This window comes from Pseudomonas sp. C2.3V, assembly GCF_058536325.1.
On record NZ_JBZUBN010000001.1, the window covers coordinates 2,906,730 to 2,930,486 of the forward strand.

Annotated in this window: 28 protein-coding genes and 2 tRNA genes; 5 read left to right on the forward strand and 25 right to left on the reverse strand. The window is 53.7% G+C overall.

Annotation, left to right across the window (positions count from 1 at the left end; all coding sequences use genetic code 11):
• Positions 1–59 precede the first annotated feature (59 nt).
• From AC4LF3_RS13810 to AC4LF3_RS13830, 5 genes are all read right to left on the reverse strand, one after another.
• Entirely contained in the window at positions 60–1,007 is a 948-nt protein-coding gene (locus AC4LF3_RS13810) for an ABC transporter substrate-binding protein (protein ID WP_491835483.1), read from the reverse strand.
• Between the two features lie 135 nt (positions 1,008–1,142).
• Positions 1,143–1,931 carry a phosphate/phosphite/phosphonate ABC transporter substrate-binding protein gene (locus tag AC4LF3_RS13815; protein WP_491835484.1) on the reverse strand — a complete coding sequence of 263 codons (789 nt, stop codon included), beginning with the start codon at positions 1,929–1,931 and terminating at the stop codon, positions 1,143–1,145.
• 10 nt (positions 1,932–1,941) lie between these two features.
• On the reverse strand, positions 1,942–2,970 hold the full coding sequence (locus AC4LF3_RS13820) for an ABC transporter substrate-binding protein (protein ID WP_491835485.1): 1,029 nt from the start codon (positions 2,968–2,970) through the stop codon (positions 1,942–1,944).
• 111 nt (positions 2,971–3,081) lie between these two features.
• Positions 3,082–3,834, reverse strand: a complete 753-nt coding sequence (locus AC4LF3_RS13825) for a carbon-nitrogen hydrolase family protein (RefSeq protein WP_074824539.1) — start codon at positions 3,832–3,834, stop codon at positions 3,082–3,084.
• 123 nt (positions 3,835–3,957) lie between these two features.
• Entirely contained in the window at positions 3,958–4,269 is a 312-nt protein-coding gene (locus tag AC4LF3_RS13830) for a hypothetical protein (RefSeq protein WP_019367186.1), read from the reverse strand.
• 223 nt (positions 4,270–4,492) lie between these two features.
• On the opposite strand from AC4LF3_RS13830, the gene treA reads away from it, so the two are divergent.
• Together treA and AC4LF3_RS13840 are read left to right on the forward strand one after the other, a co-directional pair.
• Positions 4,493–6,148 carry an alpha,alpha-trehalase TreA gene (treA, locus tag AC4LF3_RS13835; protein WP_491835486.1) on the forward strand — a complete coding sequence of 552 codons (1,656 nt, stop codon included), beginning with the start codon at positions 4,493–4,495 and terminating at the stop codon, positions 6,146–6,148.
• A 130-nt stretch (positions 6,149–6,278) separates the two neighbouring features.
• Entirely contained in the window at positions 6,279–6,515 is a 237-nt protein-coding gene (locus AC4LF3_RS13840; RefSeq protein ID WP_010795164.1) for a hypothetical protein, read from the forward strand.
• Positions 6,516–6,566: 51 nt separating this feature from the next.
• Here AC4LF3_RS13840 and AC4LF3_RS13845 read toward each other — a convergent pair.
• From AC4LF3_RS13845 to dapA, 5 genes are all read right to left on the reverse strand, one after another.
• A tRNA-Ser gene (locus AC4LF3_RS13845) sits at positions 6,567–6,656 on the reverse strand.
• A 96-nt stretch (positions 6,657–6,752) separates the two neighbouring features.
• The gene (gene purC / locus AC4LF3_RS13850; RefSeq protein WP_010795165.1) at positions 6,753–7,463 is read right to left on the reverse strand and encodes a phosphoribosylaminoimidazolesuccinocarboxamide synthase; all 711 of its coding nucleotides are present in this window, start codon (positions 7,461–7,463) and stop codon (positions 6,753–6,755) included.
• 29 nt (positions 7,464–7,492) lie between these two features.
• Positions 7,493–8,251, reverse strand: coding sequence for an MBL fold metallo-hydrolase (locus AC4LF3_RS13855; RefSeq protein WP_010795166.1), 759 nt, complete (start codon positions 8,249–8,251; stop codon positions 7,493–7,495).
• Entirely contained in the window at positions 8,190–9,371 is a 1,182-nt protein-coding gene (gene bamC, locus AC4LF3_RS13860; RefSeq protein ID WP_312271360.1) for an NlpB/DapX family lipoprotein, read from the reverse strand. The genes AC4LF3_RS13855 and bamC overlap by 62 nt, the downstream gene beginning before the upstream one ends.
• A gap of 14 nt (positions 9,372–9,385) precedes the next feature.
• Entirely contained in the window at positions 9,386–10,264 is an 879-nt protein-coding gene (gene dapA, locus AC4LF3_RS13865) for a 4-hydroxy-tetrahydrodipicolinate synthase (protein WP_010795168.1), read from the reverse strand.
• A gap of 153 nt (positions 10,265–10,417) precedes the next feature.
• Between dapA and AC4LF3_RS13870 the strand changes: the two genes are divergently transcribed.
• Both AC4LF3_RS13870 and AC4LF3_RS13875 read left to right on the forward strand, forming a co-directional pair.
• Positions 10,418–10,978, forward strand: a complete 561-nt coding sequence (locus AC4LF3_RS13870) for a glycine cleavage system transcriptional repressor (protein ID WP_010795170.1) — start codon at positions 10,418–10,420, stop codon at positions 10,976–10,978.
• A 27-nt stretch (positions 10,979–11,005) separates the two neighbouring features.
• Positions 11,006–11,476 (forward strand): peroxiredoxin, encoded by a 471-nt coding sequence (locus AC4LF3_RS13875; protein ID WP_010795171.1) that lies wholly within the window; start codon positions 11,006–11,008, stop codon positions 11,474–11,476.
• 31 nt (positions 11,477–11,507) lie between these two features.
• Here the strand turns inward: AC4LF3_RS13875 and AC4LF3_RS13880 are convergent, their stop codons facing one another.
• Positions 11,508–11,759: a sulfurtransferase TusA family protein gene (locus AC4LF3_RS13880; RefSeq protein ID WP_010795172.1), complete on the reverse strand. Its 252-nt coding sequence runs from the start codon at positions 11,757–11,759 to the stop codon at positions 11,508–11,510.
• A 104-nt stretch (positions 11,760–11,863) separates the two neighbouring features.
• Here AC4LF3_RS13880 and AC4LF3_RS13885 point away from each other — a divergent pair, with 104 nt between their 5' ends.
• The gene (locus AC4LF3_RS13885; RefSeq protein ID WP_407362090.1) at positions 11,864–13,297 is read left to right on the forward strand and encodes a M48 family metalloprotease; all 1,434 of its coding nucleotides are present in this window, start codon (positions 11,864–11,866) and stop codon (positions 13,295–13,297) included.
• 25 nt (positions 13,298–13,322) lie between these two features.
• Here AC4LF3_RS13885 and nadA read toward each other — a convergent pair whose 3' ends face one another.
• The 14 genes from nadA to ruvC form a co-directional block, all read right to left on the reverse strand.
• On the reverse strand, positions 13,323–14,381 hold the full coding sequence (gene nadA, locus AC4LF3_RS13890; RefSeq protein WP_150346926.1) for a quinolinate synthase NadA: 1,059 nt from the start codon (positions 14,379–14,381) through the stop codon (positions 13,323–13,325).
• 84 nt (positions 14,382–14,465) lie between these two features.
• Positions 14,466–14,541 (reverse strand) — tRNA-Lys (locus AC4LF3_RS13895).
• A 61-nt stretch (positions 14,542–14,602) separates the two neighbouring features.
• On the reverse strand, positions 14,603–15,277 hold the full coding sequence (queC, locus tag AC4LF3_RS13900) for a 7-cyano-7-deazaguanine synthase QueC (RefSeq protein ID WP_122042032.1): 675 nt from the start codon (positions 15,275–15,277) through the stop codon (positions 14,603–14,605).
• A 1-nt stretch (position 15,278) separates the two neighbouring features.
• Positions 15,279–15,929 (reverse strand): 7-carboxy-7-deazaguanine synthase QueE, encoded by a 651-nt coding sequence (gene queE / locus AC4LF3_RS13905; RefSeq protein ID WP_491835487.1) that lies wholly within the window; start codon positions 15,927–15,929, stop codon positions 15,279–15,281.
• Positions 15,930–16,013: 84 nt separating this feature from the next.
• Entirely contained in the window at positions 16,014–16,835 is an 822-nt protein-coding gene (gene ybgF / locus AC4LF3_RS13910) for a tol-pal system protein YbgF (protein WP_122042031.1), read from the reverse strand.
• Positions 16,836–16,840: 5 nt separating this feature from the next.
• Positions 16,841–17,356 carry a peptidoglycan-associated lipoprotein Pal gene (gene pal, locus AC4LF3_RS13915; protein WP_010795178.1) on the reverse strand — a complete coding sequence of 172 codons (516 nt, stop codon included), beginning with the start codon at positions 17,354–17,356 and terminating at the stop codon, positions 16,841–16,843.
• Positions 17,357–17,410: 54 nt separating this feature from the next.
• Positions 17,411–18,709, reverse strand: a complete 1,299-nt coding sequence (gene tolB / locus AC4LF3_RS13920; protein ID WP_019366311.1) for a Tol-Pal system beta propeller repeat protein TolB — start codon at positions 18,707–18,709, stop codon at positions 17,411–17,413.
• The gene (tolA, locus tag AC4LF3_RS13925; RefSeq protein ID WP_491835488.1) at positions 18,706–19,815 is read right to left on the reverse strand and encodes a cell envelope integrity protein TolA; all 1,110 of its coding nucleotides are present in this window, start codon (positions 19,813–19,815) and stop codon (positions 18,706–18,708) included. The genes tolB and tolA overlap by 4 nt, the downstream gene beginning before the upstream one ends.
• A complete protein-coding gene (gene tolR / locus AC4LF3_RS13930) occupies positions 19,812–20,261 on the reverse strand; it encodes a protein TolR (RefSeq protein WP_010795181.1) in 450 nt (149 codons plus the stop codon). Before tolR ends, tolA begins: the two co-directional genes overlap by 4 nt.
• Before the next feature lie 12 nt (positions 20,262–20,273).
• Complete coding sequence (gene tolQ / locus AC4LF3_RS13935) at positions 20,274–20,966, reverse strand: protein TolQ (RefSeq protein ID WP_010795182.1); 693 nt, start codon at positions 20,964–20,966, stop codon at positions 20,274–20,276.
• A 14-nt stretch (positions 20,967–20,980) separates the two neighbouring features.
• Positions 20,981–21,415, reverse strand: coding sequence for a tol-pal system-associated acyl-CoA thioesterase (ybgC, locus tag AC4LF3_RS13940; RefSeq protein ID WP_010795183.1), 435 nt, complete (start codon positions 21,413–21,415; stop codon positions 20,981–20,983).
• 51 nt (positions 21,416–21,466) lie between these two features.
• A complete protein-coding gene (gene ruvB / locus AC4LF3_RS13945) occupies positions 21,467–22,519 on the reverse strand; it encodes a Holliday junction branch migration DNA helicase RuvB (RefSeq protein ID WP_491835489.1) in 1,053 nt (350 codons plus the stop codon).
• A 2-nt stretch (positions 22,520–22,521) separates the two neighbouring features.
• Positions 22,522–23,127: a Holliday junction branch migration protein RuvA gene (ruvA, locus tag AC4LF3_RS13950; protein WP_074824570.1), complete on the reverse strand. Its 606-nt coding sequence runs from the start codon at positions 23,125–23,127 to the stop codon at positions 22,522–22,524.
• 11 nt (positions 23,128–23,138) lie between these two features.
• Positions 23,139–23,663, reverse strand: a complete 525-nt coding sequence (ruvC, locus tag AC4LF3_RS13955; protein WP_010795186.1) for a crossover junction endodeoxyribonuclease RuvC — start codon at positions 23,661–23,663, stop codon at positions 23,139–23,141.
• Positions 23,664–23,757: the final 94 nt, after the last annotated feature.

The window sequence follows — 23,757 nt, forward strand, 5'->3', positions numbered from 1 at the left end:
CCCGTTTGGTAAAGGTAGGCCCTTCAAACAGGGCCTACCCTCACATGACCTGCGAAAGCCTACAAAGAGGCCTCGATTTTTTGTGCAGCGGCAGCATCAACCCATTCATGCCAGACATCGGGGTGCGCCTTCAGAAAAGCTCTGGCAGCGGTAGGCGCGTCCTGCTTATACTCGGCCTGTTCTGCCAACGCCTTGTTCAACAGGTCAATCGGCACGTTGACCTTTTCCAGAACGGCAACAAGCTCCGGGGCGTTTTCATAAAAAGGTTTGGACAATCCAGCCTGCACCGTTATGGCTTTCTCATCTCCCGGTTTGCTGGCCAGCTTGATGAGATCCGCTCGCCCCAATAGTGGCGTAGGCGACCAGTAATAGGTCAAGATGGGCTGCTTGCGCTTCACGGCCGATAAGATTGCGGCATCCAGTGCCGGCCCTGTGCCAGGGCGAAAATTGGTAAATGTGTCGGCCAATCCATAGCGTTCGAGCATCTCGGTATTTTCCAGCTCGCATGTCCAGCCGGCTGGGCAATTATAAAATCGACCTTTCCCAGGCTCCTCTGGATCGCGAAACAGCTTGGCGTATTTAGGCAGATCACTGATGGACTTGAGATCTGGAGCCTTGGCATTCTTGCCTTCCGCCAGATAGCGCGGCACGTACCAGCCTTCCGTCGCACCTTTGATGGGTGTACCAACGCCTACTACCTTGCCTGCATCAGCGGCTTTATTCCAGACGTCACTACGACCGATCCACTCTTCAGCAAAAACCTGAATATCATTAGAGGAAAGTGCAGCCTCCAACGTAATCGAGTTACCTGGAATACTATCGGTCTTACAGCCGTAGCCTTCCCTCAAGACTGTAGACATCAGCTCGGTGAGAAGCATCCCGCTTTCCCAGTTCACACCGGCGAACTTGACTGGCTTACCAGACTCACACCAACCGGCTGCCTGCGCGTTGCCTATAACCAGCCCCAGCGCCAAAAGGCCTACCGCCAGGCCATTTCTTGCGTTCATGATCTGCGTCCTTAGCATCCATACGCCTGCCCGGCGCGAAAAGTCGTTATCTATCGAAGCGGCTGTTTTGAGCCTGGATGCCCTTTGCAGTTTCATAAAAACTACAGCGAAACAGGAAAAAGCCTGCCCGGCTACTCATGCGATAATGGGATATCCAACGGCCATTGCTCGATCACGCTGGGCAAGAATCACTCGATAATCGTCAAGGGAGGCCGGTACAAACGAGCGAATAGCCAGTGTTTCAGCCAGCGCAGGGTGCTCCTGCAGGACCTCGTTCAGCACATGCTGCATCCGCTGTACCTCTTCCAGACTACGTGACGCTGCGGTAATGATCGGCAACGCAGGCGTTAGCTCCGTGTGGGCGAGAACTCGTGTGCGAGCTAACGTGTCAGGCGCATAACGCTCAAGGTACCCCCAGGTGACGCAATCAATAGCTGTCAATTCCGTCTCGCCGCGGCTGAGTAACCCCAGGCTTGTCACATGGGCACCGCTGGCCTTGACCTCACCAAAGAATCGCCCCTTTTCAGCCATGGGCGCGACTGTCACCCTTAATAAATTCATGCCGCTATTGGAGTCCAGCGCGTTGATGACCACACGCGCACCTCGAAAGGCCTCCAGGGTACTGCGCTCATCATCTGCGTGGACCACGATAAAACTGCGGTGCTGAGCACCTTCACAGCCGCTCAGCTCATAACAAGGCGTTGCTACGATCTGAACCTTATCGCGCAGACGCGTCATCACCGGATAGCCGCAGCTCTGAGATAACAACAGGCTCGGTGATGACCATTGCGCCATGAGATCAGCGGGCGCTTCCTCACATTGTTGAATACCCAGATGCGCCAGGACCCGCTCGATAAAGATCTGACCGGCCTCGCGTACCGGTTCAGGCGTAACGTACATGGGCCATGTAGCTAACAATGTCACGGATAAATACTCACTGTGCGTTCAAGGCGGCATCCATCCGCGCCGCGGCATCAGCCGGAAGCCAAGCAGACCATATATCGCGATGTTCCTTGAAGAACGCTAGGCTCACCGCATCGGCATCCTTATGTTTCTCCGACATTTCGGCCAATATGTTGTTGAATAATGGAAGCGGTATTTGCACCTTTTCAAACAGCTGTACAAGCTCAGGTGCCTGGTCATGCAGATCTTTCGAGATGCCGATCGTAATCTTCGCAGGGAGCGAGCGGGACGGTAGAGGACTGGGATTCTTGGAGTCGGAAAGTGTTTCCCAGGCTTGCTGACTGAACGGTGGCTCCTCAAGCTGTATCAGCTTGAAGCGGCCCATCAACGGCGTAGGCGACCAGTAGTAAAACACGATCGGCTCGCCTCTGCGGATAGCCGTACTGATGGCTGCGTCCAGGGCTGGACCGGTTCCAGTACGGAAATTCGTAAAACTGTCAGTTAACTTGTAGGCCTTGAGCTTTTGCGTATTGACGATTTCACAGGTCCAGCCAGTCGGGCAATTATAGAAACGGCCTTTGTCGGGTGATTCAGGATCCTTGAACAGATCCTTGTATCGCGACAAATCCGTTACAGACCTTAGCTCAGGCGCCTTGGCCTCAATCCCACGAGCCGAATCGCCCTTAACCAGATATTCTGGAACCCACCATCCCTCCGTAGCCCCCTTAACCGTTTCTCCAACCGAGAACACCTTGCCGGCCTTCTCCGCCTCACGCCAAAACGGGCTACGGCCAGCCCACTGCTCGCCTGTCACCTGAATATCGTTTTGCGCCAGCGCATTTTCCATCGTTACTGTATTGCCGGGAATCGCATCGGTCTTGCAGCCATAGCCCTTTTCCACCAGAAAGCGCAGCACTTCAGTGGCGAACATGCCGCTCTCCCAGTTGAGACCTGCAAATATCACAGGCTTATCATAGGGACATTTCACCTCATCAGCGTAGGTGTAATGTGTCATACCCAGGCTTGTGACAATCGCAAGAACGGACAAAGAGATACGCATGGAAGCTCCTTCATGCTTGGCAACAAGGTCTTCGCCTGTCGCTAAATTGCTCATGCAGCTCGTACTGAGCGGCTACCTCACAGTATTTCAACAATCCGTAACGGTGTAGTCTCAACTCAGCAGTACCACCCGCCCCTGCCAGGTAGAACCATTACGGGACGCGATTACGAGCGCTTCACGGTCATGTGGCGCCTGGATAACAATTTCACCGTCAGGCAGCCAGAACGTACTACGTCCGGTCGCAAGCCAGCCACCGGTTTCGCCTACATGGTTAGCCAACAGGACAGGAAAGCCATGAATCTGCGCATATGACCTTAGCTGCGCAGTATCAGCTTCAAAACCACCTGGCGTAATCAGAGCGCTGGTGACATAAAGAGAAGCACCTGCCTGAGCCGCACTCGCAGCATGCTCGGGGTGACTTGTGTCGGCACATATGGCCAGGGCTATGCGCTCGTTCTCAAGAAGTAGCAGTGGCCCACCGCTTCCCGCCTGAAATGCCTGGTCTTCACCTTCGTGCAGGTATCGCTTGGTATATAGCACGTCGTCCCGCCCCGCACCTATTACCAGCGCCGCAATAAGCGGCTTCCCTGTCGAACTTAACGGCATGCCTGCCAGGATTGATATGCCTGTCTGAGCAGTAACCTTACGCAACGGCACCAAGCGAGAGTCGTTGGGCAACAGCGCATTCTGGCTAGCCGTCTTCCGCTCATACCCTGTCAGTGACAGTTCAGGAAAAACAAGAAAGTCGACGCCTTGCCGAGCAGCCTGTTCGATTACACGGACATGGCGCTCGACATTGGCTTGAATGTCATGACCAACCGGCGTGATCTGTGCAGCAGCGATTACGATACCTGTAGAACTCATCGGCACATCCCGGCAAGGTTGGAAGGCCAGAGGATGCCATATAACAAACCCATGACGTCAACATAACGTCCGAGCCATACCCGACAAGACAGGTAGTAAAGGGGTAGAAAGTGATGGGTGCAGTCAGTCCCTAGGCAAGGGCAACAGAATGACTTCTACCCAGTTTTCATAATCCATGCAGATTTCAAGTGTCTCGATAGTTGAGACCATATGAGTCGTCTTGATCTCAGGATCGAAGCGCTTGTTCTGGATAACAGCCTTCCCACCATTGTTGAGCATCATGGCCACAATGATTGGTTCGCTTTCAAAATTGACCAAATGACGAAAAACAGCCTCGTAAATATCCTGAGTGCGACCAGAAGCAGGCGAGTCAATTTCTACCTGGTAAATAGTACCGGCCTTCAAATAGCGATAACTCACAGTAGAGAAATGCATCGGTCAAGCACACCGAAAGACAAGGTTTCTTATCTTACCTGATAGCAATTGGCCATTTATCAAAAAAGCGTAAATCTCCGCAAAAGAAAAAGGCTATTTGCGGGCAAAACTTCAAAATGAACCTGACCGTTTTCAATAGCTGAACAAAAAACAAAGCTTGACTGGACGAACTTGCCGGATAATCAGCTGGTCGATGGTTGAGAATGATCAGAATGGGTTTTCCATGACATTTCCTCTCGTCCGCCACGCTTATCGATCCACTCGGCTTCTGGCCTTTTCCGCTTCGGTTGTTCTGTTGGGTGCCTGTGCCACTGCTACAGACAGATCCGAGATGTGGGGCTATCAAAATGCCCAACAGCATCAGGCGCTCCCACCAGACCAGGCGTACCCGGAATTATTTGCAGCCGTACAGCAGCAATGGTTGTTCGACGATCAAAAGCATTTTGTCGATGCCCTACCGCTAAGGCCTCCCGCCACTATCCGGGCGGATTACTTGGCGAAACGAGCCAACCCTGGCTTTGATCTCAGACGCTTTGTGGCGGACAACTTCGAGCCATCAGGAGCTGCTGAAACCCAAAAGCCTCAGACAGGTACCGATATCCGTGAACATATCGATAACCTCTGGCCTGTACTCACGCGACATTATGAGAAGGTACCGGCATATAGCAGTATGCTGCCACTACCCTACCCCTATGTTGTTCCGGGGGGTCGCTTTCGCGAGCTGTACTATTGGGACTCCTATTTCACCATGCTTGGCCTGGTAGAGAGTGGACAAACGAAGTTGGCGCGTCAGATGCTGAATAACTTCGCCTACCTGATCGATACCTATGGCCATATCCCCAATGGCAATCGCACCTACTATCTGAGCCGCTCCCAGCCACCCTTCTTCTCTTATATGGTTGAGCTGGAGGCAAAGACGGAGGGGGATGAAGTCTATCGCCGTTACCTTCCGCAATTGCAAAAGGAATACGCTTATTGGATGGAAGGTTCGCAAACGCTAAAGCCTGGCGAGGCTGCCCAGCACGTTGTTCGTCTGGCTGACGGTACGCTATTCAACCGCTACTGGGATGCCAGCGATACACCTCGCCAAGAATCCTACATGCAAGACAAGGAAACGGCAGCCAAGGCTGCTAATCGCCCGGCCAATGAGGTTTACCGAGACCTGCGAGCCGGGGCAGAAAGTGGCTGGGACTACACGTCACGCTGGCTGGGTGATGGGAAAACTCTCGCGACTATCCGTACAACCGCAATCGTTCCGGTAGACCTCAACAGCCTTCTCTATCATTTGGAAACCACAATTGCTGTTGCTTGTGAAAAGAACGCCATGTCGACTTGTACGCAACGCTACAGCCAGCGTGCAAAAGCGCGAAAGGCTGCCATAGAGAAACACCTGTGGAACAACAAGGGCTATTACGCTGACTACGATTGGCAGAAGAATCAACTCAGCGATCAGATCACAGCCGCTACGCTCTATCCTCTTTATGCAGGGATCGCCAACTCCGATAGAGCCCGGCAAACCGCATTGACTGTTGAAAAGAATCTGGTCAAAACCGGTGGGCTTGTCACTACGCAAATCCATAACGGACAGCAGTGGGACTCTCCCAATGGCTGGGCTCCGCTTCAATGGATCGCCGTAGAAGGCTTGCGCCGCTATGACCAGCAGGATCTAGCCAGAACCATCGGCCAGGGTTTCCTTGATCAGGTGCAGACGCTGTTCACCAAAGAGCACAAATTGGTCGAGAAATATGATGTGGAGGGTTCAAGCCAGGGAGGTGGCGGTGGTGAGTACAAACTGCAGGATGGCTTTGGCTGGACCAACGGTGTCACGCTGAAACTACTCGATCTCTATCAGCAACCACCAGCTAATGCGCAACCTTGACACCATTAACCAGAGGGCAAGTCTATCTCTTTGCCCTTTGGCTGCCTCGCTAGGCATGGACGTCCTGGCTTTTCACAGCTTTCGTTCCTATCGCCTAGGCTGAGCAATACACCCCGTTACCGGAGCGCCCATGATCGACACGACTTCCCACAATATCGCTGACCTGAAACAACACCTTTCTAATGCATTGGACGAAGGTGTAAATGAAATCAAAGCGCATCAGGAGGAAGGTCTCGATATCCCGGAGGCCATGCATGAGCGCCTGATCCGTATCCGCTCAATGCAAGAATCCCTTGAAAAAGGAGAAGACATACGTCTTGAGCTCGAACACTTCGAGGCGTGGAAAAAAGAAAATAATTTGATTTGAGCTGTATAGAAATAAAAAAGCCCCGCAGCATAACTGCGGGGCTTTTTAATATGGCGGAGAGATAGGGATTTGAACCCTAGGAGCCATTGCTGACTCAACGGATTTCGAATCCGTCCCGTTCGGCCACTCCGGCACCTCTCCAATGCAGCGCATGATAACAGCTGAAATGCGTCAGGCGAAGCCTTGAATGCAAAATTTCTACCATTATCAGGCGTTTGCAAAAGTCGCCTGCCAATCTTAGAGCGGTACGCCTAAGCGGTTAGCCACTTCTTCATAGGCCTCGATAACGTCACCCAGCCCTTGGCGAAAGCGATCCTTGTCCATCTTCTTACGGGTTTCCTTATCCCATAGACGGCAGCCATCAGGGCTGAACTCATCGCCCAGCACAATCTGGCCATGGTGCACACCAAACTCCAGCTTGAAATCCACCAGCAGCAGCCCTGCGTCATCGAACAGCTTTTTCAGCACGTCGTTCACCTGGAACGTCAGCTCTTTCATGCGAGACAGCTGCTCAGGCGTAGCCCAGCCAAATGCATAGACATGGGTTTCGTTGATAAAGGGATCGTGCAATGCATCATTCTTGAGGAACAGTTCAAACGTGGGCGGGGAAAGCTCCAGCCCTTCCTCAACACCCAGGCGACGCACTAGGCTACCAGCAGCATAGTTACGAACCACACACTCCACAGGAATCATGTCGAGCTTTTTAACCAGACATTCATTGTCCGCAAGCAACGCATCGAATTGGGTTGGAATCCCTGCGGCCTCAAGCTTTTGCATGATGAAGGCGTTGAACTTGTTGTTCACCATGCCTTTACGATCAAGCTGCTCTACCTTTTGACCGTCGAACGCAGACGTATCATTGCGAAAGAGAAGAATGAGACGGTCCGGGTTGTCCGTCGTGAACACAGACTTGGCTTTGCCGCGGTAGAGTTCGGTGCGTTTTTCCATGATGGCTCCGCTTTTAAATAATCGAAGGTTCAGGCAATGAGCTGCCAACCAAGACCTTCGTGCTGATCGGCGACCTGCAGCCAGTCCGCATCGCACCCCAGGGTGTCGACGAACGTTTGCCGAGCCAGATGCGGCCGATTGTTCTTTTCACTCAGATGCGCCAACACAAGATGCTGCAGGGCATCGCATTGCAAGCGGCAAACCAGCGAGGCCGCCTGCTGATTACTTAAATGACCGTGTGATCCACTGACCCGCGCTTTCAGAAAATAGGGGTACAAACCTTCATCCAGCATCTGCCGGTCGTGGTTCGCCTCGATCACCAGGGCGTCCAGATCACGATAACACTCCAGTACTGTCGTTGTAGCCTCGCCCAGATCGGTAAGCACACCCAAGCGACGCCGGCCATCAAAGAAGACGAACTGTGTCGGATCGTATGCATCATGAGACACAGGAACGCTTTTGATCTCAATGGCTTCTAACTCTAGCGTATCGCCTGCTGCCAGTACCGTTGTAGCAGCAATAGGCTTGCGTAAGCCGCGCACTGTACCCTCGGTCAGATAAACCGGAATCCCATAACGACGCGATAACAGCTCGACCCCATGAACATGGTCGGAATGCTCATGGGTAACGAGAATGGCATCGAGTTGTGTAGGTTCGACGCCCAGGCGAGCCAGGCGTCTTATCGTTTCACGTAGCGGAAAACCGCAATCGATCAGTATGTAGGTGTTATGGCTGTGAACCAGGGTTGAATTCCCCCGGCTCCCGCTGCCCAGGACCGCGAAGCGCATATTGCATGCTCGTCTGTAGCTTTTTCAGCACCGTCTCGGCCATATCGGCTGGCGCTACGGTGTTGATGTCTTTATCCAGCGTGACTTGAACAGCATCGCCTACATTGGTCAGACGAACCTGATAACGCTCGGCACGAGCGTTTTCTTCTTCCTTGGAGGGCTCATGACCAAACAGGCGCTTGAAGAACCCAGGTTTGTCCTCGTTGGGCTTGCGTGCACCCTCAGCCAGATTGATGTAGTACACCCCCAAGCTACGGTCCATATCGTCAACGCGTATGTTAGCGCCTTCCAGGGCACGACCGACACTGGACCAGGCACGATCAAAGTCGCTCGTCAGGCTCAGCATCGGGTCGCCATTGCCATCTCTCGTATAGGAGACCCGCTCAGGCGTATCGTAGGAACCAGCAGCCAACAGCGATACTGAACCACCTTGGGTATCGGCACTTGCCAGACTGGTTACCATTTCATTCAGCAGGGCTGCATCGAAGGCCGATGTATCCGAGCGAGAGGACCAACTCGGCTCACTGCTGCTGCCAGTCTTGCGCGTCTGGCTTTGTACAAAGATTTCACTGGTGTTGCTGGAAACCCCTGGCTCGATCCGCACCCGAATACGTGTTTCGGAGCCCGGCTCGATTTCACCACCTGTGCTCAAGCTGCGAGCCAACGGTGTCGTCAGGTCGGTCAAAGGTTGCCAGCGTGTCGTGAACTCACCGGTCTGCGGACGCGCCTCACCAATCACGAAGCCATTGTCGGTAAAGAACTGATTGGCTACCGGCCAGATCTCGGCAGGCTGCTTTTGAGCGACGATCCAGCGGGCCTTGCCATTGCGCTGCAGGCTATAGCTACCCGTATCAACCTGGACAGCCAGTGCTTGAGGCCGCGGAGCCTCGAACTCTGCAGGATGGTCCTGGGTATCCGCTACGTTAGCGGGAATGGGTAGCAGGGGCTGCAAGGACTTGGCCTGAACATCAGTCGGAACCTGCATCGGAGCCGTTTGACGCGACTCCAGATAATCATTACTGCGATCACGAAAATACCCGTGCTCGCCCCATAGCCAGCCACACCCACTGGTCGTGCTGATTACTACGGCAAGGGTTGTTAGTCCAGCCAGTCGCTTCATGCGTAAATTCTCCATCAGGCCAGCACACCGGACTGACGCATTGCCTGGCGAAGCGGCTCATGACAGCGCGGACTCAACCAGGTCAGAGGAAGACGGATACCCTCAGGCATCATTCCCATTTCATGCAACGCCCACTTGACCGGGATCGGATTGGACTCGATGAACAGGTTCTTGTGCAGAGGCATCAATTTTTCATTAAGCGCACGAGCAGTCTCGGCGTCGCCACGCAGGGCAGCCGCGCAAAGTTCGCTCATGTCACGGGGCGCCACGTTGGCTGTAACAGAAATATTGCCTTTGCCGCCCATCAACATCAGTTCAACAGCCGTGGCATCATCACCGGAGTACAGCATGAAATCGCTGCTCACACGATCCAGAATGTCACGGGCGCGCTGCAAATCGCCTGTCGCTTCCTTGATACCAACGATATTCGGCACTGTCGAAAGCCGTTCTACCGTCTCGGCCAACATGTCACAGGCCGTACGCCCGGGCACATTGTAAAGGATCTGGGGAATCGCCACGGATTCGGCGATATGCCGGAAATGCTGATACAGGCCTTCCTGGGTAGGCTTGTTGTAGTAAGGCGTAACCAGCAGGCAAGCGTCCGCACCTGCATCCTTGGCCGCCTGCGTCAGATCAACCGCCTCACGCGTGGAATTGCCGCCCGTCCCTGCAATGACGGGAATACGGCCAGCCACCTGTTTGACTACACGGCGAATGACCTCGGTGTGTTCTTCTACATCCAAAGTGGCGGACTCGCCAGTTGTTCCGACCGCAACGATGGCATTGGTGCCTTCGGTCAGATGAAAATCAACCAGCTTGGTCAGGCTGGACCAGTCCAGATGCCCCTGTGCATCCATGGGCGTGACCAGCGCCACCATACTGCCTGTGATCATGCAACCGCTCCTGCCGAGAAAAGAGAGCCGTAATGGTACTGACGCTACCAGCCTTGCACAAGCCAAGCTCCGGTAAGGCATTCCCCAACAACGCGCTTTTCGCTACCCTTCGGTTTTGGCCGGTCTACCGGTTTCATCATCAGGAAACACTGAATGTCTGCTACACCACCGCCTCGTGAGCAATTTCTAGTTATCAGTGCGCTGGGCTCCAACCCTATGGAGCTAACCAATGTGCTCTATCGCACGTGTTTGGAAAGCCGCTGCGCGGTCGTCAGCAGCCGCCTAAGCCGACACGGCGAATTCAGCGCACTGATCCTTCAAGTGTCCGGCAACTGGGACGGCCTGGCTCGACTGGAGTCCAGTTTACCTGCTCTGGCAAAGCGACAAGGTTTCACGATTGGTGTAACACGTAGCGCAGCGTTGGAAAACCGAGCGCAAGCCCTACCGTACGTCGTTTATGTCAGTGCGGCCTATCGCTCGGATATTCTCAATGAACTCTGCCAGTTCTTTACCGACCATCGCATAGAGGTAGAAAGCCTGGTTTGCGATACCTATCAGGCGCCCCAGACAGGCGGCACCATGCTGACAGCGACCATTACGGTCATTCTGCCAGCCGGTACTCAGATCAGTTGGCTACGGGATCAATTCTTAGACTTTGCGGACGCACTGAACCTTGACGCGCTGATCGAGCCCTGGCGACCTCAAAATCCGTAATCCAGTAAGCTAAGTGAAGAAACGAACATGACAGTTACCGTTGATCAACCCGTTCCCGATTTCATAGCGGCTGCTACTGGCGGAAAGGACCTGTCGCTCGACACGTTCAGGGGTCGGCAGGTTGTATTGTATTTTTATCCCAAAGACAGCACGCCGGGCTGCACAACCCAAGGCCAGGGGTTTCGCGATCATTACGAGGCATTCCAGGCTGCCAATACCGTAATAATTGGTGTCTCCCGCGACGGCATCAAGTCCCATGAAAACTTCAAAGCCAAGCAGGCATTTCCATTTGATCTGATCAGTGACAAATCAGAAGCGCTGTGCACGCTGTTTGATGTGATCAAATTGAAGAAGCTGTACGGCAAGGAGTATATGGGAGTTGACCGCAGTACCTTCCTGATCGACAAGGAAGGGATTCTTCGCCGGGAATGGCGTGGGGTAAAGGTCCCGGGACACGTGGAAGACGTTCTAGCAGAGGCCCAGGCCCTGAACAGTTGATTTCCAAGGGAGGCTTCTGCCTCCCTGCACTTCATGCCTTGCGCAACCAATAATGAAATACGTTTTCCTGTGCCTGCTCGCCGATCAATGCATGCCCTGACAACTGGGCAAAGGTCCTGAAATCACGCTGCGAGCCGGCATCCGTTGCCGTGACCTTCAATACCGAACCAGAGGCCAAGCGGTTCAGTTCCATTTTGGCTTTCAGCAATGGCAGTGGGCAACTTAATCCACTGGCATCCAGCTCCGCATCACACGGCCCTGTATAAGTACTGGATTCACTCATAAGAAAACTCCATAAATCCCAAGGATAACGTTCACAGCCTTTCATCGCTAGGCAGCAGCTGTGGGGACAGATAAAGTAAGGGTTTTGCAGTCATGAGCGCCCCTATGAAATTTTTGCGCCCTGCCCTTCTTGGTCTGTCCTGCCTGATAGCTGTACCTGCTCCCGCAGCCACTGATCTACCGTCGCTAGGGGATGCAAGCTCTTCAGTTGTCTCTCCTGAACAGGAGTTTCAGCTTGGCCGCACTTGGTTGAGTATGCTCAGGGGGCAAGTCACGACACTGACCGACCCACAACTCAAGCAGTTCGTGGAAAGCAGTGTTTATAGATTGGCCGAGACGAGCCAGATTCAAGATCACCGCCTCGTATTCATCCTGATCAAAGACCCACAAATTAACGCATTTGCTGCCCCCGGTGGGGTCGTAGGCGTCAATGGGGGGCTATTCCTGTATGCCCAGACCGAAGCTGAGTATGCAGGCGTCCTCGCGCACGAATTAGCCCACCTGAGCCAGCGGCACTTTGCACGAGGCGTCGAAAATCAGAAGCGCATGCAACTACCGTTAATGGCAGCCATGCTGGCCGGCATTGTGGCCGCTGCTGCTGGCGGTGGTGATGCCGGTATCGCAGCGATTGCCTCTACACAGGCAGCCGCCATACAAAGTCAGCTCCGCTTCTCTCGTCAGAACGAGCAGGAAGCGGACCGGGTAGGCCTGATCAACTTGGCTAAAGCTGGCTATGATCCACGAGGCATGCCCAATATGTTCAGCCGATTGGCTAGGCAATACCGTTACGATCAACGGCCACCCGAGTTTCTCCTTACCCACCCGGTAACAGAGGATCGCGTTGCAGATACTCGTAACCGTGCAGATCAGTATCCCGCAGGAGGACGAGAAGACAGCCTGCAGTATCAACTGATGCGCGCAAGGGTTCAGCTGCTTTTCGAGGAAACTCCAGGCATAGCCGTCAAGCGCTTTCGTGCCATGTTGGATGAAAACCCAAAGTTGGAAGCAGCACGTTATGGCCTTGCTGTTGGCTTGACTCGCCTCGGCCAGCTCAATGAAGCACGCGAAACGCTTAAGCCTTTACTGGACGCCTCTCCAAACGATGTCACGTACAACCTGGCCCAGATCGAGCTCGACATTACCAATAACCGGCTGCCTGACGCACAAAAGCGCGTAGCGAGAATGATGGAAATGTATCCCGATAACTTCGCGGTCAACATGCTACAAGCCGATCTACTGGTTAAGCTCGATAATGCCAAGGATGCCAGCGCTTTACTGGACAAGGTAATCAAAGCGCGCCCACTGGACCCTGATGTATGGTACCGGGCTGCAGAGGTGCGCGGCCAAGCGGGACAGCTGATAGAGGTCCATCAGGCCCGTGCCGAATACTTTGCCCTGACAGGTGATTATGATCAGGCCATACAGCAGCTGGGATTTGCAAAACAGCGTGCTTCAAATAATTTTCAGTTAGCGGCGCGGATAGATGCACGTCAGCAGGAAATGATTACGCAAAAGCGAACTGCTGAAGAAATCATGTGATAGGAAACAGGACAGGAAACGCCCATCAGGCGTTTCCTGTCTGCCTTAATCTTGCTGCCTGGGTAAAGTCCAGCATGCGCTTGAGTGGTTTTACTGCCCTAGGTATCAGGGAAGGATCAACCAGAACCTCACCGCTACCCTCCTGCAAACAGGCCAGCGTACGCTCCAAGGTATTCATGGCCATCCAAGGGCAATGCGCACAACTACGACAAGCAGCACCATTACCCGCCGTAGGCGCCTCAATGAATACTTTGTCAGGACACAACTGCTGCATTTTGTAAAAGATGCCTTTATCCGTTGCGACAATAAACGTCGAGTTAGGCATCGTCTGTGCAGCCTTGATCATTTGACTGGTTGAACCAACCATGTCTGCCAGCTCGATCACCGCCTCAGGAGATTCGGGATGCACCAGAACCGCAGCATCAGGATAAAGCGATTTGATATCGGTCAGTTGAGAAGACTTGAACTCCTCATGAACGATGCAAGCGCCATCCCAAAGCAGCATATCGGCACCTGTTTCCCGCTGAATGTAGCGGCCTAGATGACGGTCCGGCGCCCAAAGAATAGGTTCGCCGTTATCCATCAAGTGCTCAACGATATCCAGGGCACAGCCAGAGGTTACAACCCAATCTGCCCTGGCTTTTACGGCAGCTGAAGTATTGGCATAAACCACTACCGTCCGCTCGGGATGCTTATCGCAGAACGCAGCGAACTCCTGAGCTCCGCATCCGATATCCAATGAACAAGTAGCCTCCAGAGTAGGCATGAGCACTCGCTTCTCGGGATTGAGAATCTTGGCAGTTTCTCCCATGAAACGCACCCCAGCCACCACGACTGTAGAGGCCTTATGCTGGTTACCAAAGCGTGCCATTTCGAGCGAGTCTGCCACGCACCCGCCCGTTTCCTCGGCAAGCGCTTGCAGAATGGGATCGGTATAGTAATGCGCAAGTAGAACAGCGTCACGCGCTTTGAGCTCAGCCGCAATGGCATAGCTAAAATGCTCTCTTTCAGCTGTACTTAAAATTTTAGGCTGCTTAGCCGCGAGATGGGCTTGAACCAGAAGTCGTTCCGAGATTTGCGACATGCTCGCTACACCCAAACGCTAAAGGGACAGAAGGAGTGTATCGCCAGGAAGCGGCGATCTAACGAAACAACAAGGGGAGGAAAATGGTGGGTCGTGTAGGATTCGAACCTACGACCAATTGGTTAAAAGCCAACTGCTCTACCGACTGAGCTAACGACCCCGAAAGCGAGTGCTATAATAATGATTTCTTCTGGATAATCAATACCCTAGCGCAACTTTTTTTAAAAATATCGCGTTGGATCTTTAAGGTGTGCCGCACGGAATCCTTCTGCACGCAAGCGGCAACTGTCACATCGCCCACAGGCACGCCCTTCGTCGTCAGCCTTGTAGCAGGAGACGGTTAGGGAGTAGTCCACCCCATTCGCGACGCCCCACTGGATAATCTCAGCCTTCGACATGAACTGGAGCGGTGCAATGATTTTAAAGCCATTGCCCTCAACGCCCGCCTTGGTGGCAAGATTAGCCATACGCTCAAAGGACTCGACAAATTCAGGGCGGCAATCTGGATAGCCTGAGTAATCCACCGCATTAACACCAATAAAGATATGCTGAGCCTCGAGCACCTCAGCCCAACCCAAGGCAAGCGAAAGAAAAACGGTATTACGGGCAGGTACATAGGTGACAGGAATACCCTCGGTAGGTGCTTCCGGCACATCGATAGCGCTATCGGTCAACGCCGAGCCGCCAATACCATTCAGGTTCAAACCAATCACTTTGTGTTCGACCACACCCAATTGAGTTGCCACACGTTCAGCGGCCTTGAGCTCGGCTCTATGACGTTGCCCATAATCAAAGCTCATGGTGTAGCAGGCAAAGCCCTCAGCCCGAGCCATGGCGACAACCGTGGCAGAATCCAGGCCACCAGACAGCAAGATAACGGCTTTTTTCTGGTTCATATCAATGTCCTGGCTCGTCATTCCAAAGAATTTTATGCAGCTGCAGCTGAAAGCGTACCGGCAGGTTGTCTTCTACAATCCACTCAGCCAACTGACGCGGGGTAACCTGCTGATGGCTAGGGGAAAACAACACCTCATCCACCCGCTCATCAAGGCGATACTGAATCAGCTTAGACACAGCCCACTCGTAATCTTCACGTGAGCAAATTACGAACTTCACCTGATCGTTTGGCGTAAGATGATCAATGTTGTCGTACAGATTGCGAGAGACTTCAGCAGAGCCGGGCGTCTTCAGATCGACGACCTTGACGACTCGCCGATCTACAGGCGCGACGTCAAGCGCACCACTGGTTTCAAGTGACACCTCATAGCCAGCGTCACATAGGCGCTCTAGCAGGGGTAAGCAGTTTGGCTGGGCAAGCGGCTCGCCTCCTGTTACACACACATAGCGAGGCTTATACTGAGCGACACGCTCAACGATTTCGTCCAGCGACATGATCTGGCCGCCGCTGAAGGCATAAGCCGTATCGCAATATTGGCAACGCAAGGGACAGCCTGTAAGGCGCACGAAAACAGTTGGCAAGCCAGTTGTTCGTGTTTCCCCCTGCAGCGAGTAGAAAATCTCGGTAATACGCAGAGTGTTTTGTTGCATGTAGGCCACGGGCGTGACAGCGATACAGGCCGTCCGCCTCCGTTGCGAAAAAAGGGAGGCGGATTCTAACGAAAAAACCTGCCGTTAGGGCAGGTTTTTGAGATCACGCTGGGCTAATTGTGCGGCAGACGATCCAGGATACTGCGCAATGACCTGTTGGTACATTGCTTTAGCCTTGTCTCGATTTCCAAGCCGCTGCTCAACACCAGCCAGCTTGTAAAGAGAGTCTGGAACCTTGGGATGATTTGGGTAAGCCTGACTTACGCGTGCAAACGCCTGTCCTGCGGCTTGTAAATCCCCGGAAGCCATATTGACTTCGCCTAACCAATATTGGGCATTTCCCGCATACTGGCTATTGGGATACTTACGCAGAAACGCTGTAAAGGCTTGGCTTGCCTTGGCAAAATCCTTTGCCTTGATCAGATCAAAGGCCGCATCGTAATACAGCTTTTCCTTTGCGGGATCACCAGGCTCGCTGTTGGCCTGAGAAGCTGGCGGAACAGGTGCGGCGTTCGCATTGATGGCCCCTGCAGACGAACCAGCATCATTACCACCAGTGGCATTCGCTGGCGCTCCAGAAGAAGCACTTGCAGAAATTCGGCGATCAAGGTCCTGGTAACGTTCCAGTCCTTGCTGTTTTAGCTGATTGATTTCATTTTGCTGCTCTTCAACCTGACCACGCAGGCGCGCAATATCATCCTGCATCTGCTGCAATTGCATGAAGAGCTGCCCCTGTGCAGAGACAGGGGCGCTAGCGCCACCATCCCCTGCATAGGGAGCGCCTTGGGTGCTATAGCCGGGAGTAGAACCGCTCCCACCATATCCCCCTTCCTGAACCGGTACCTGTGCCCATACAAAGGAAGTGCACAGAGCCAACGATGTCAGTACAAACAGGCGCTTCGGCATAGATCTTACTTCTTCAGCTCAACGCGACGGTTCTGAGCCCAGGACTGCTCGTCATGACCGATAGCAGCAGGACGCTCTTTACCATAGGAAACGAGTTCAAGCTGAGCCGGAGAAACGCCCTGCAGTACGAGGTAACGCTGAACAGCCTTGGCACGACGCTCGCCCAGAGCCAGGTTGTACTCACGAGTACCGCGCTCGTCAGTATGGCCTTCCAGTACAACGCGCTGACCACTAGTCTTCAGGTCACGAGCATGAACGTCCAGAGCGCGCATGGCTTCCGGCTTCAGATCGGAGCTGTCGTATTCGAAATAGAATGTAGTGATAGCACGCAGAGCGGCTTCGTCGCTCATGCTGCCATCAACGGCACCGGCGTTAGCGCCATAGCCTGCGTTTGGATCGACAGCACCGGCGCCAGCGCCAGCACCTTCACCAGAAGCATCACCACCCTTGGAAGAACAACCTACTGCAACGGCCATGGCCAAAGCCAGAGCAGCGAACTTGCCGAATTTCAGCATTTCCATCGTTAACTCCTAAAGAACCGCAAAGTGTTTTGTATAGAACAGATTATATTGCCGTCAGTTCAGGTAAGGGGACCAAGAAGGCTCGCGAACATCGCCTTGGGTGGTGGGTAGCGTAATACGCACACGTCCGTTGATGGATACAAGCATCAGTACGCCTCGGTCCTGCTGGCGGGACGCGTAGATTACCATGGTGCCATTTGGCGCAACAGTAGGCGAATCGTTAAGACTGGTGTTGGAGAGCACCCGGACGCTGCCACGCTGAAGATCCTGGGCACCAATCTGGAAGTTGGTGAAACCTTCCTGACGATGCACCATTACCAGCGTTTTTTCATCGGCAGATAGTTTAGGGTTCGCATTGTAGTTGCCTACGAATGTAACGCGCTCTGCCCCACCGCCGCTAACATTGGTTTTATAGATCTGTGGTTTTCCGGAACGATCTGAAGTGAAATAGATAGTCTGCCCATCACGTCCCCAGAACGGCTCGGTATCAATCGCAGAGTCGTTGGTAACGCGACGAATCTGACGCGAATTCAGGTCCATCACATAAATCTCAGGGTTTCCATCGCGCGACAGCACGAACGCCAGGCGGTTACCGTCCGGAGAAAAAGCCGGAGCGCCATTCAGTCCTTCGAAATTGGTGAGCTGCTCACGACGACCTGTATCTACGTACTGCAGAAAGATACGTGGGCGCTGCTGTTCAAAGGAAACATAGGCGATACGCTTGCCATCAGGAGCAAAACGAGGCGACAGGATTGGTTCACGAGACTGTAGGAGTGTCACGGAACGAGCACCGTCATAGTCTGCACGCTGCAGGGTATAACGAGTATTGTTCTGGGAAAAACGCTCGGCAGTAACGTACAGGAGCTTCGTAGAGAATGCGCCCTTGATACCGGTCAGCTTTTCGAATGACTGATCGGAAATATAGTGAGCCATGTCGCGCAGCTGATCGGTACCCCCGCCTACACTACCCGTCATGACCTGCTGCTGTGTAGCGATGTTGAACAGTGCATATTGGATTTGCAGACGACCACCGCTGGGCACGATATTGCCGATCAGCACATAGCTGACCCCCAGTGCCTGCCAATCCTTGTAGGACACTTCGCTTGCCTGAGTCGGCAGGCTAAGCATGTTCTGCCGGTCGATGGGAGCAAAAGAGCCGGAATTGCGCAGATCGTTACCAATGATATTGGCCATATCATCGGGCAGTGGTTGACCACCCTGCCAGCCAAAAGGCACGACTGCAATCGGGATGGCTTTGTCATTGCCACTGGATACCACCAGGGGGTCGGCAGCATGGGCAGCGCCTACCAGGAACATGAATCCCAGCAGAACGATACGAATCAGGTTATTCACAGACTCAAATCCTCCGGTTTGAAGATAATGCGACGCTTGCGATAAAGCTGGTCGAACGTCGCGCGATCAAGCTGTTGCATTTCAGGTATGCGTCCTACGTTGCGCACGGCAGCCACTGCCGAGCTATCGAAAGCAGAATCACCGCTAGACCGGGTCACACTGGCATTGGTTACCGTTCCGTCAGGTAGCATTTCAATTTGCACTTCCACACTCATACCGTTGCGGGCAGATGGCGGGCGGCGCCATTGCTCACTGACCAGACGCACGATAAGGTCATCAAAGTTCGACGCTACCTCATCGCCTACCTCATCAGCCATTGCCTGCTGTCGCTGCGTATCATCGGAAAGAAGCTCAGCCAACGCCTGTGCTTTCTTATCCTCTGCTGCCTTGCGTGCGGCAGCCTGAGCTGCCCTTTTCTTGGCGTCCTCAGCAGCTTTGGCTTTCGCCTGCTCGGCCGCTTTTTTCTTGGCCTCTTCAGCTGCTTTCTTTTTAGCTTCTTCAGCGGCTGCTTTTTTCTCTGCCGCTTCAGCCGCTTTCTTTTGTGCGTCTTCCGCTGCTTTCTTCTTAGCTTCTTCAGCTGCTGCCTTTTTCTGAGCAGCCTCCTCAGCCTGTTTTTTTGCCAATTCAGATTTGCGCTGCTGCTCTGCGGCGGCTTTTTCCTGCGCTGCCTTTTCAGCCTTTGCTGCGGCCTCAGCTTTTGCCGCTTCGGTCTTGGCTTCAGCGGCTTTCTGGGCAGCTTCTACCTGCTGCGCCTTTCGAGCGTCCTCAGCTTTCTTTTGTTCCGCAGCTTTGGCGGCTGCCGCCGCCGCAGCAGCGGCCTGGGCCTGCTGCTCTGCTTTCTTCTGCTCCATCTGCTCGACTTCATACTGGCGAGAAGACGTTTTTTTGGCCTCTCCAGCCAGCTTCTGCTCTGTCTGCACCTGAGCAGGGCTTTTGGATTTCAACTGGACCAGAGTCGCCTGAACAATTGGCTTGGACTGTGGCAGCTCCGGTGCCATTGCCCAGCTCACAAACAGAGCGGCAAAAATGACAACATGGAGAGCCACAGCCCAAACGATAGGCCAGAAATAGCTCTCTGAAGGAGAACGCTCACGGTCTTGCATCAAGGCGCCTCGGTGATCAACCCGACATTGGGTACACCTGCCTGCTGCAGGCCGCCCATGGCTGCTGCCACTATCCCATAGTTAACAGCCTTGTCACCCCGGATGAAAACCTGGGTATCAGGTCTTGCACGCATGATCTTGGTAACCTGCTCCGTCAACTGAGGCAGGGCAACAGCGCTGGCACTGTCACGCTGCTGGTCCGTCTCGACTTCCTTACCTGTATTCCAGTAGTAAGTACCGTCCGCCTTGATAGAAATAGTCAGGATCTGCTTGTTGTTATCCTGCGGCATGGGCTGGCTGTCCGCATTAGGCAAGTCGACCTTGACCCCTTGATTGATCATTGGCGCAGTTACCATGAAAATGACCAGCAGCACCAGCATCACATCGATGTAAGGTACGACGTTCATTTCGGCAACCGGCTTACGCTTATGTCTACCCCTGGAGGACATGGTTGATACCTATTACTCGTCGCTGGTGTGGACTTTGCGATGCAGGATGGACTGGAACTCATCAGCAAAGGTGTAATAACGTCCGATCAGTGTCTCTGAACGCGCAGCAAACCGGTTGTACGCCACTACGGCCGGAATCGCTGCAAACAAACCGATCGCGGTTGCAATCAGTGCTTCTGCGATACCAGGCGCAACGGTAGCCAGCGTAGCCTGCTGTACCGTAGCCAGACCGCGGAATGAGTTCATGATGCCCCATACGGTACCGAACAGACCTACATACGGACTGGTGGAGCCGACGGTAGCCAGGAACGGCAGGCTTTGCTCAAGCTTCTCTTCTTCGCGAGAAATGGCGACCCGCATGGCACGCTGAACGCCTTCCATCACCGCGTCAGGGTCTACCCCCGCCTGCTGACGCAGCCTGGAAAACTCTTTGAAGCCAGCACGGAAGATCTGCTCGACACCTGAATCGGGGTCAGGATTGCTGCCTGCCTGACGGTAAAGCTTGGACAGGTCGATACCCGACCAGAAACGCTCCTCGAAAGTCTCCAGTGCACGTTTGGCTGCACGGATGGCATTGGCACGCTGGATAATCATGACCCATGATGTTACCGAAGCCGCTACCAGCGTCAGCATGACCAGCTGAACTACCAGGCTGGCATTGCTCACAAGGCTCCACATGGAGGAATGGTCGACAGTTGGTTCCACGCTAAATCTCCTGCTTAAATTGAGTCCGAATCGCTCGCGAATACTGTTCGCATGGCCTCAGGAATGGCCCTGGGCCTGAAGTTGTCTGAACGTACACACGCAACCGTCACATACCCTTCGCATAACAGAACACCATCGTCTCGCCGAGTCACCTGCTGATGAAAGCGCAGGCTGGCCCGGTTCAGTTCAATAACCCGAGCGCTGACCTCCAACTCGTCATCCAACCGAGCCGGTGCATGGTAACGTGCCTCACATGAATGCACGACAAATAGGATGTTTTCTTCCGCCAGGCGAGATTGAACAAAGCCTAACGCCCGCAACCGTTCGGTACGAGCACGTTCCATGAATTTGAGATAGTTGACGTAGTAGACGATGCCTCCTGCGTCGGTGTCTTCGTAATACACTCGACACCGCAGCGAATACGGCTGAGTCACATGTTGCGCGCGCATACTCTAGAACCAAGCCTTCAATTTGCCAATCAGAAATACTTGCAGTTGCAATTAATTATTATCTTCCTCAAAAAGATCAGGCACGGTTCCTGGCCCCATACGCTTGGGCACGTTCAAACCAAAGTGAAGATAAGCATGGCGGGTTACCATCCGACCCCTTGGCGTACGCATGATATAGCCCTGCTGAATCAAATACGGTTCCAAGACATCTTCAATGGTGTGACGCTCCTCACTGATTGCAGCAGCCAGGCTATCTACCCCTACCGGCCCGCCGTCGAACTTGTCGATGAGCGTCAGTAGAAGTCTTCGGTCCAGGTGATCAAAGCCGCGTGCATCCACATCCAGCAGATCCAGAGCCTGGCTTGCAATCGTATGACTGATTCGTCCCTGCCCTCTCACCTCTGCAAAATCGCGTACACGTCTTAATAACCGGTTCGCAATACGGGGAGTACCGCGGGCACGGCGAGCGATTTCCACAGCGCCTTCGGCCTCAATTGTCAGATTCAGGATTTTGGCAGAACGCATAACGATGCTGGCAAGGTCCTCTACGCTATAAAACTCAAGCCGCTGAATAATTCCGAATCGGTCCCTTAATGGGTTCGTCAGCATTCCGGCACGCGTAGTGGCTCCCACCAATGTAAACGGTGGCAAATCCAGCTTGATTGATCGCGCGGCAGGGCCTTCGCCAATCATAATATCGAGCTGATAATCCTCCATCGCTGGATAGAGGACCTCTTCTACAACCGGCGAAAGGCGATGGATTTCGTCTACGAAAAGAACGTCTCCAGCCTCGAGACTGGTCAGCAGAGCAGCAAGATCTCCTGGCCGCTCAATTACCGGCCCAGATGTGCTTTTAATGGCAACACCCATTTCCTCGGCAATGATATTGGCGAGCGTGGTTTTGCCTAGCCCTGGCGGCCCGAAAATAAGCGTATGGTCTAGTGCCTCGCCCCGCCCCTTTGCCGCCTGGATGAAAAGACTCATCTGCTCGCGCACGACCGGCTGACCAATGTACTCGGTCAGTCTCAGAGGACGGATAGCACGATCCTGCTGTTCTTCACGATCTCGGCCCGCGGCAGAAATCAAACGATCCGGTTCAATCATGGTTACACCATGCCTTTAAGGGCACGACGAATAAGGTCTTCACTGCTGAGGCCTTCTTCAGCGATGGCAGATACTGCACGACTGGCTTCCTGCGGCTTGAATCCGAGCGACACTAACGCACTGACCGCATCAGTTTCAGCTGTTACGACAGGCTTGCCGGCAGCCGTTTCCATCATGAGCGGTGCGATAGACGGAAGGCTTTCCCATGCCTTGAAGCGATCCTTGAGCTCGACCAGCAGACGTTCAGCCGTCTTTTTGCCGACGCCGGGAATCTTAACCAGCGCAGACGCATCCTGGGCCTGTACGCAGCGCACCAGCTCGTCCACCTCAAAGCCAGACATCAGCGCCAGCGCCAGCTTTGGCCCTACTCCATTCAAGCGAATCAACTCACGGAAGAGTTCTCGCTCGCGCTTTTCAAAAAAGCCGTAAAGCAGATGAGCATCCTCACGCACGACCAGATGCGTATGCAAGGTAACTGGCTCACCCAACGACGGAAGGCGATACAACGTTGTCATGGGGACTTCCAGCTCGTAGCCCACGCCATTGACATCGATGATTACATGCGGCGGCTGTTTTTCAGCCAGAGAACCGCGGAGACGTCCAATCACAGAAATACCTATTAAAGACGCAGGCGACCACCGCGCCGGCGAGCCCCTAGAAGCCCATGAGGGGTCAGACTTTGCCGCGTATGCGCATGACAAATAGCAATCCCGAGGGCATCGGAAGCATCTATCTGGGGCTTCTCCTTTAGTTTCAACAAGTGCATGACCATCATCATGACCTGTTGCTTATCGGCAGCACCTGAGCCCACGATGGCTTGTTTGACCTGGGTAGCTGTGTATTCAGCTATTTCAAGCCCCGCTTCGGCACAGGCCACAATGGCTGCACCTCGAGCTTGTCCCAGCTTTAAAGCAGAATCGGCATTGCGCGCCATGAATACCTGTTCAATGCCCATGGTGACTGGCTCATAAAGCCCAATGACTTCCCGCACCCCTCTGTAGACGATTTGCAAACGCTCATACAAAGGGCCATTACCCGTACGAATACAGCCAGAGGCTACGTATTCGCACCCTTTACCTGTGTCCCGGATTACGCCGAATCCAGTGATTCGCGAACCAGGGTCAATGCCTAGTACCAGGGTCATCTCTATATCCTTCCCAGACCAGGCGGGAGAAAGGTGACTGCTTTAAGGAGGCTCGTACCTTTCCAGTAGCAGCCACCCCTGTTGCGCGCTGACA

Excerpts from the sequence above, each read along its gene's own strand:
- AC4LF3_RS13810 (WP_491835483.1), bottom strand. The coding sequence starts at position 1,007 with ATGAACGCAAGAAATGGCCTGGCGGTAGGCCTTTTGGCGCTGGGGCTG.
- AC4LF3_RS13820 (WP_491835485.1), bottom strand. The coding sequence starts at position 2,970 with ATGCGTATCTCTTTGTCCGTTCTTGCGATTGTCACAAGCCTGGGTATG.
- AC4LF3_RS13825 (WP_074824539.1), bottom strand. The coding sequence starts at position 3,834 with ATGAGTTCTACAGGTATCGTAATCGCTGCTGCACAGATCACGCCGGTT.
- AC4LF3_RS13830 (WP_019367186.1), bottom strand. The coding sequence starts at position 4,269 with ATGCATTTCTCTACTGTGAGTTATCGCTATTTGAAGGCCGGTACTATT.
- treA (WP_491835486.1), top strand. The coding sequence starts at position 4,493 with ATGACATTTCCTCTCGTCCGCCACGCTTATCGATCCACTCGGCTTCTG.
- AC4LF3_RS13840 (WP_010795164.1), top strand. The coding sequence starts at position 6,279 with ATGATCGACACGACTTCCCACAATATCGCTGACCTGAAACAACACCTT.
- purC (WP_010795165.1), bottom strand. The coding sequence starts at position 7,463 with ATGGAAAAACGCACCGAACTCTACCGCGGCAAAGCCAAGTCTGTGTTC.
- AC4LF3_RS13855 (WP_010795166.1), bottom strand. The coding sequence starts at position 8,251 with ATGCGCTTCGCGGTCCTGGGCAGCGGGAGCCGGGGGAATTCAACCCTG.
- bamC (WP_312271360.1), bottom strand. The coding sequence starts at position 9,371 with ATGAAGCGACTGGCTGGACTAACAACCCTTGCCGTAGTAATCAGCACG.
- dapA (WP_010795168.1), bottom strand. The coding sequence starts at position 10,264 with ATGATCACAGGCAGTATGGTGGCGCTGGTCACGCCCATGGATGCACAG.
- AC4LF3_RS13870 (WP_010795170.1), top strand. The coding sequence starts at position 10,418 with ATGTCTGCTACACCACCGCCTCGTGAGCAATTTCTAGTTATCAGTGCG.
- AC4LF3_RS13875 (WP_010795171.1), top strand. The coding sequence starts at position 11,006 with ATGACAGTTACCGTTGATCAACCCGTTCCCGATTTCATAGCGGCTGCT.
- AC4LF3_RS13880 (WP_010795172.1), bottom strand. The coding sequence starts at position 11,759 with ATGAGTGAATCCAGTACTTATACAGGGCCGTGTGATGCGGAGCTGGAT.
- AC4LF3_RS13885 (WP_407362090.1), top strand. The coding sequence starts at position 11,864 with ATGAAATTTTTGCGCCCTGCCCTTCTTGGTCTGTCCTGCCTGATAGCT.
- nadA (WP_150346926.1), bottom strand. The coding sequence starts at position 14,381 with ATGTCGCAAATCTCGGAACGACTTCTGGTTCAAGCCCATCTCGCGGCT.
- queC (WP_122042032.1), bottom strand. The coding sequence starts at position 15,277 with ATGAACCAGAAAAAAGCCGTTATCTTGCTGTCTGGTGGCCTGGATTCT.
- queE (WP_491835487.1), bottom strand. The coding sequence starts at position 15,929 with ATGCAACAAAACACTCTGCGTATTACCGAGATTTTCTACTCGCTGCAG.
- ybgF (WP_122042031.1), bottom strand. The coding sequence starts at position 16,835 with ATGCCGAAGCGCCTGTTTGTACTGACATCGTTGGCTCTGTGCACTTCC.
- pal (WP_010795178.1), bottom strand. The coding sequence starts at position 17,356 with ATGGAAATGCTGAAATTCGGCAAGTTCGCTGCTCTGGCTTTGGCCATG.
- tolR (WP_010795181.1), bottom strand. The coding sequence starts at position 20,261 with ATGTCCTCCAGGGGTAGACATAAGCGTAAGCCGGTTGCCGAAATGAAC.
- ybgC (WP_010795183.1), bottom strand. The coding sequence starts at position 21,415 with ATGCGCGCGCAACATGTGACTCAGCCGTATTCGCTGCGGTGTCGAGTG.
- ruvB (WP_491835489.1), bottom strand. The coding sequence starts at position 22,519 with ATGATTGAACCGGATCGTTTGATTTCTGCCGCGGGCCGAGATCGTGAA.
- ruvC (WP_010795186.1), bottom strand. The coding sequence starts at position 23,663 with ATGACCCTGGTACTAGGCATTGACCCTGGTTCGCGAATCACTGGATTC.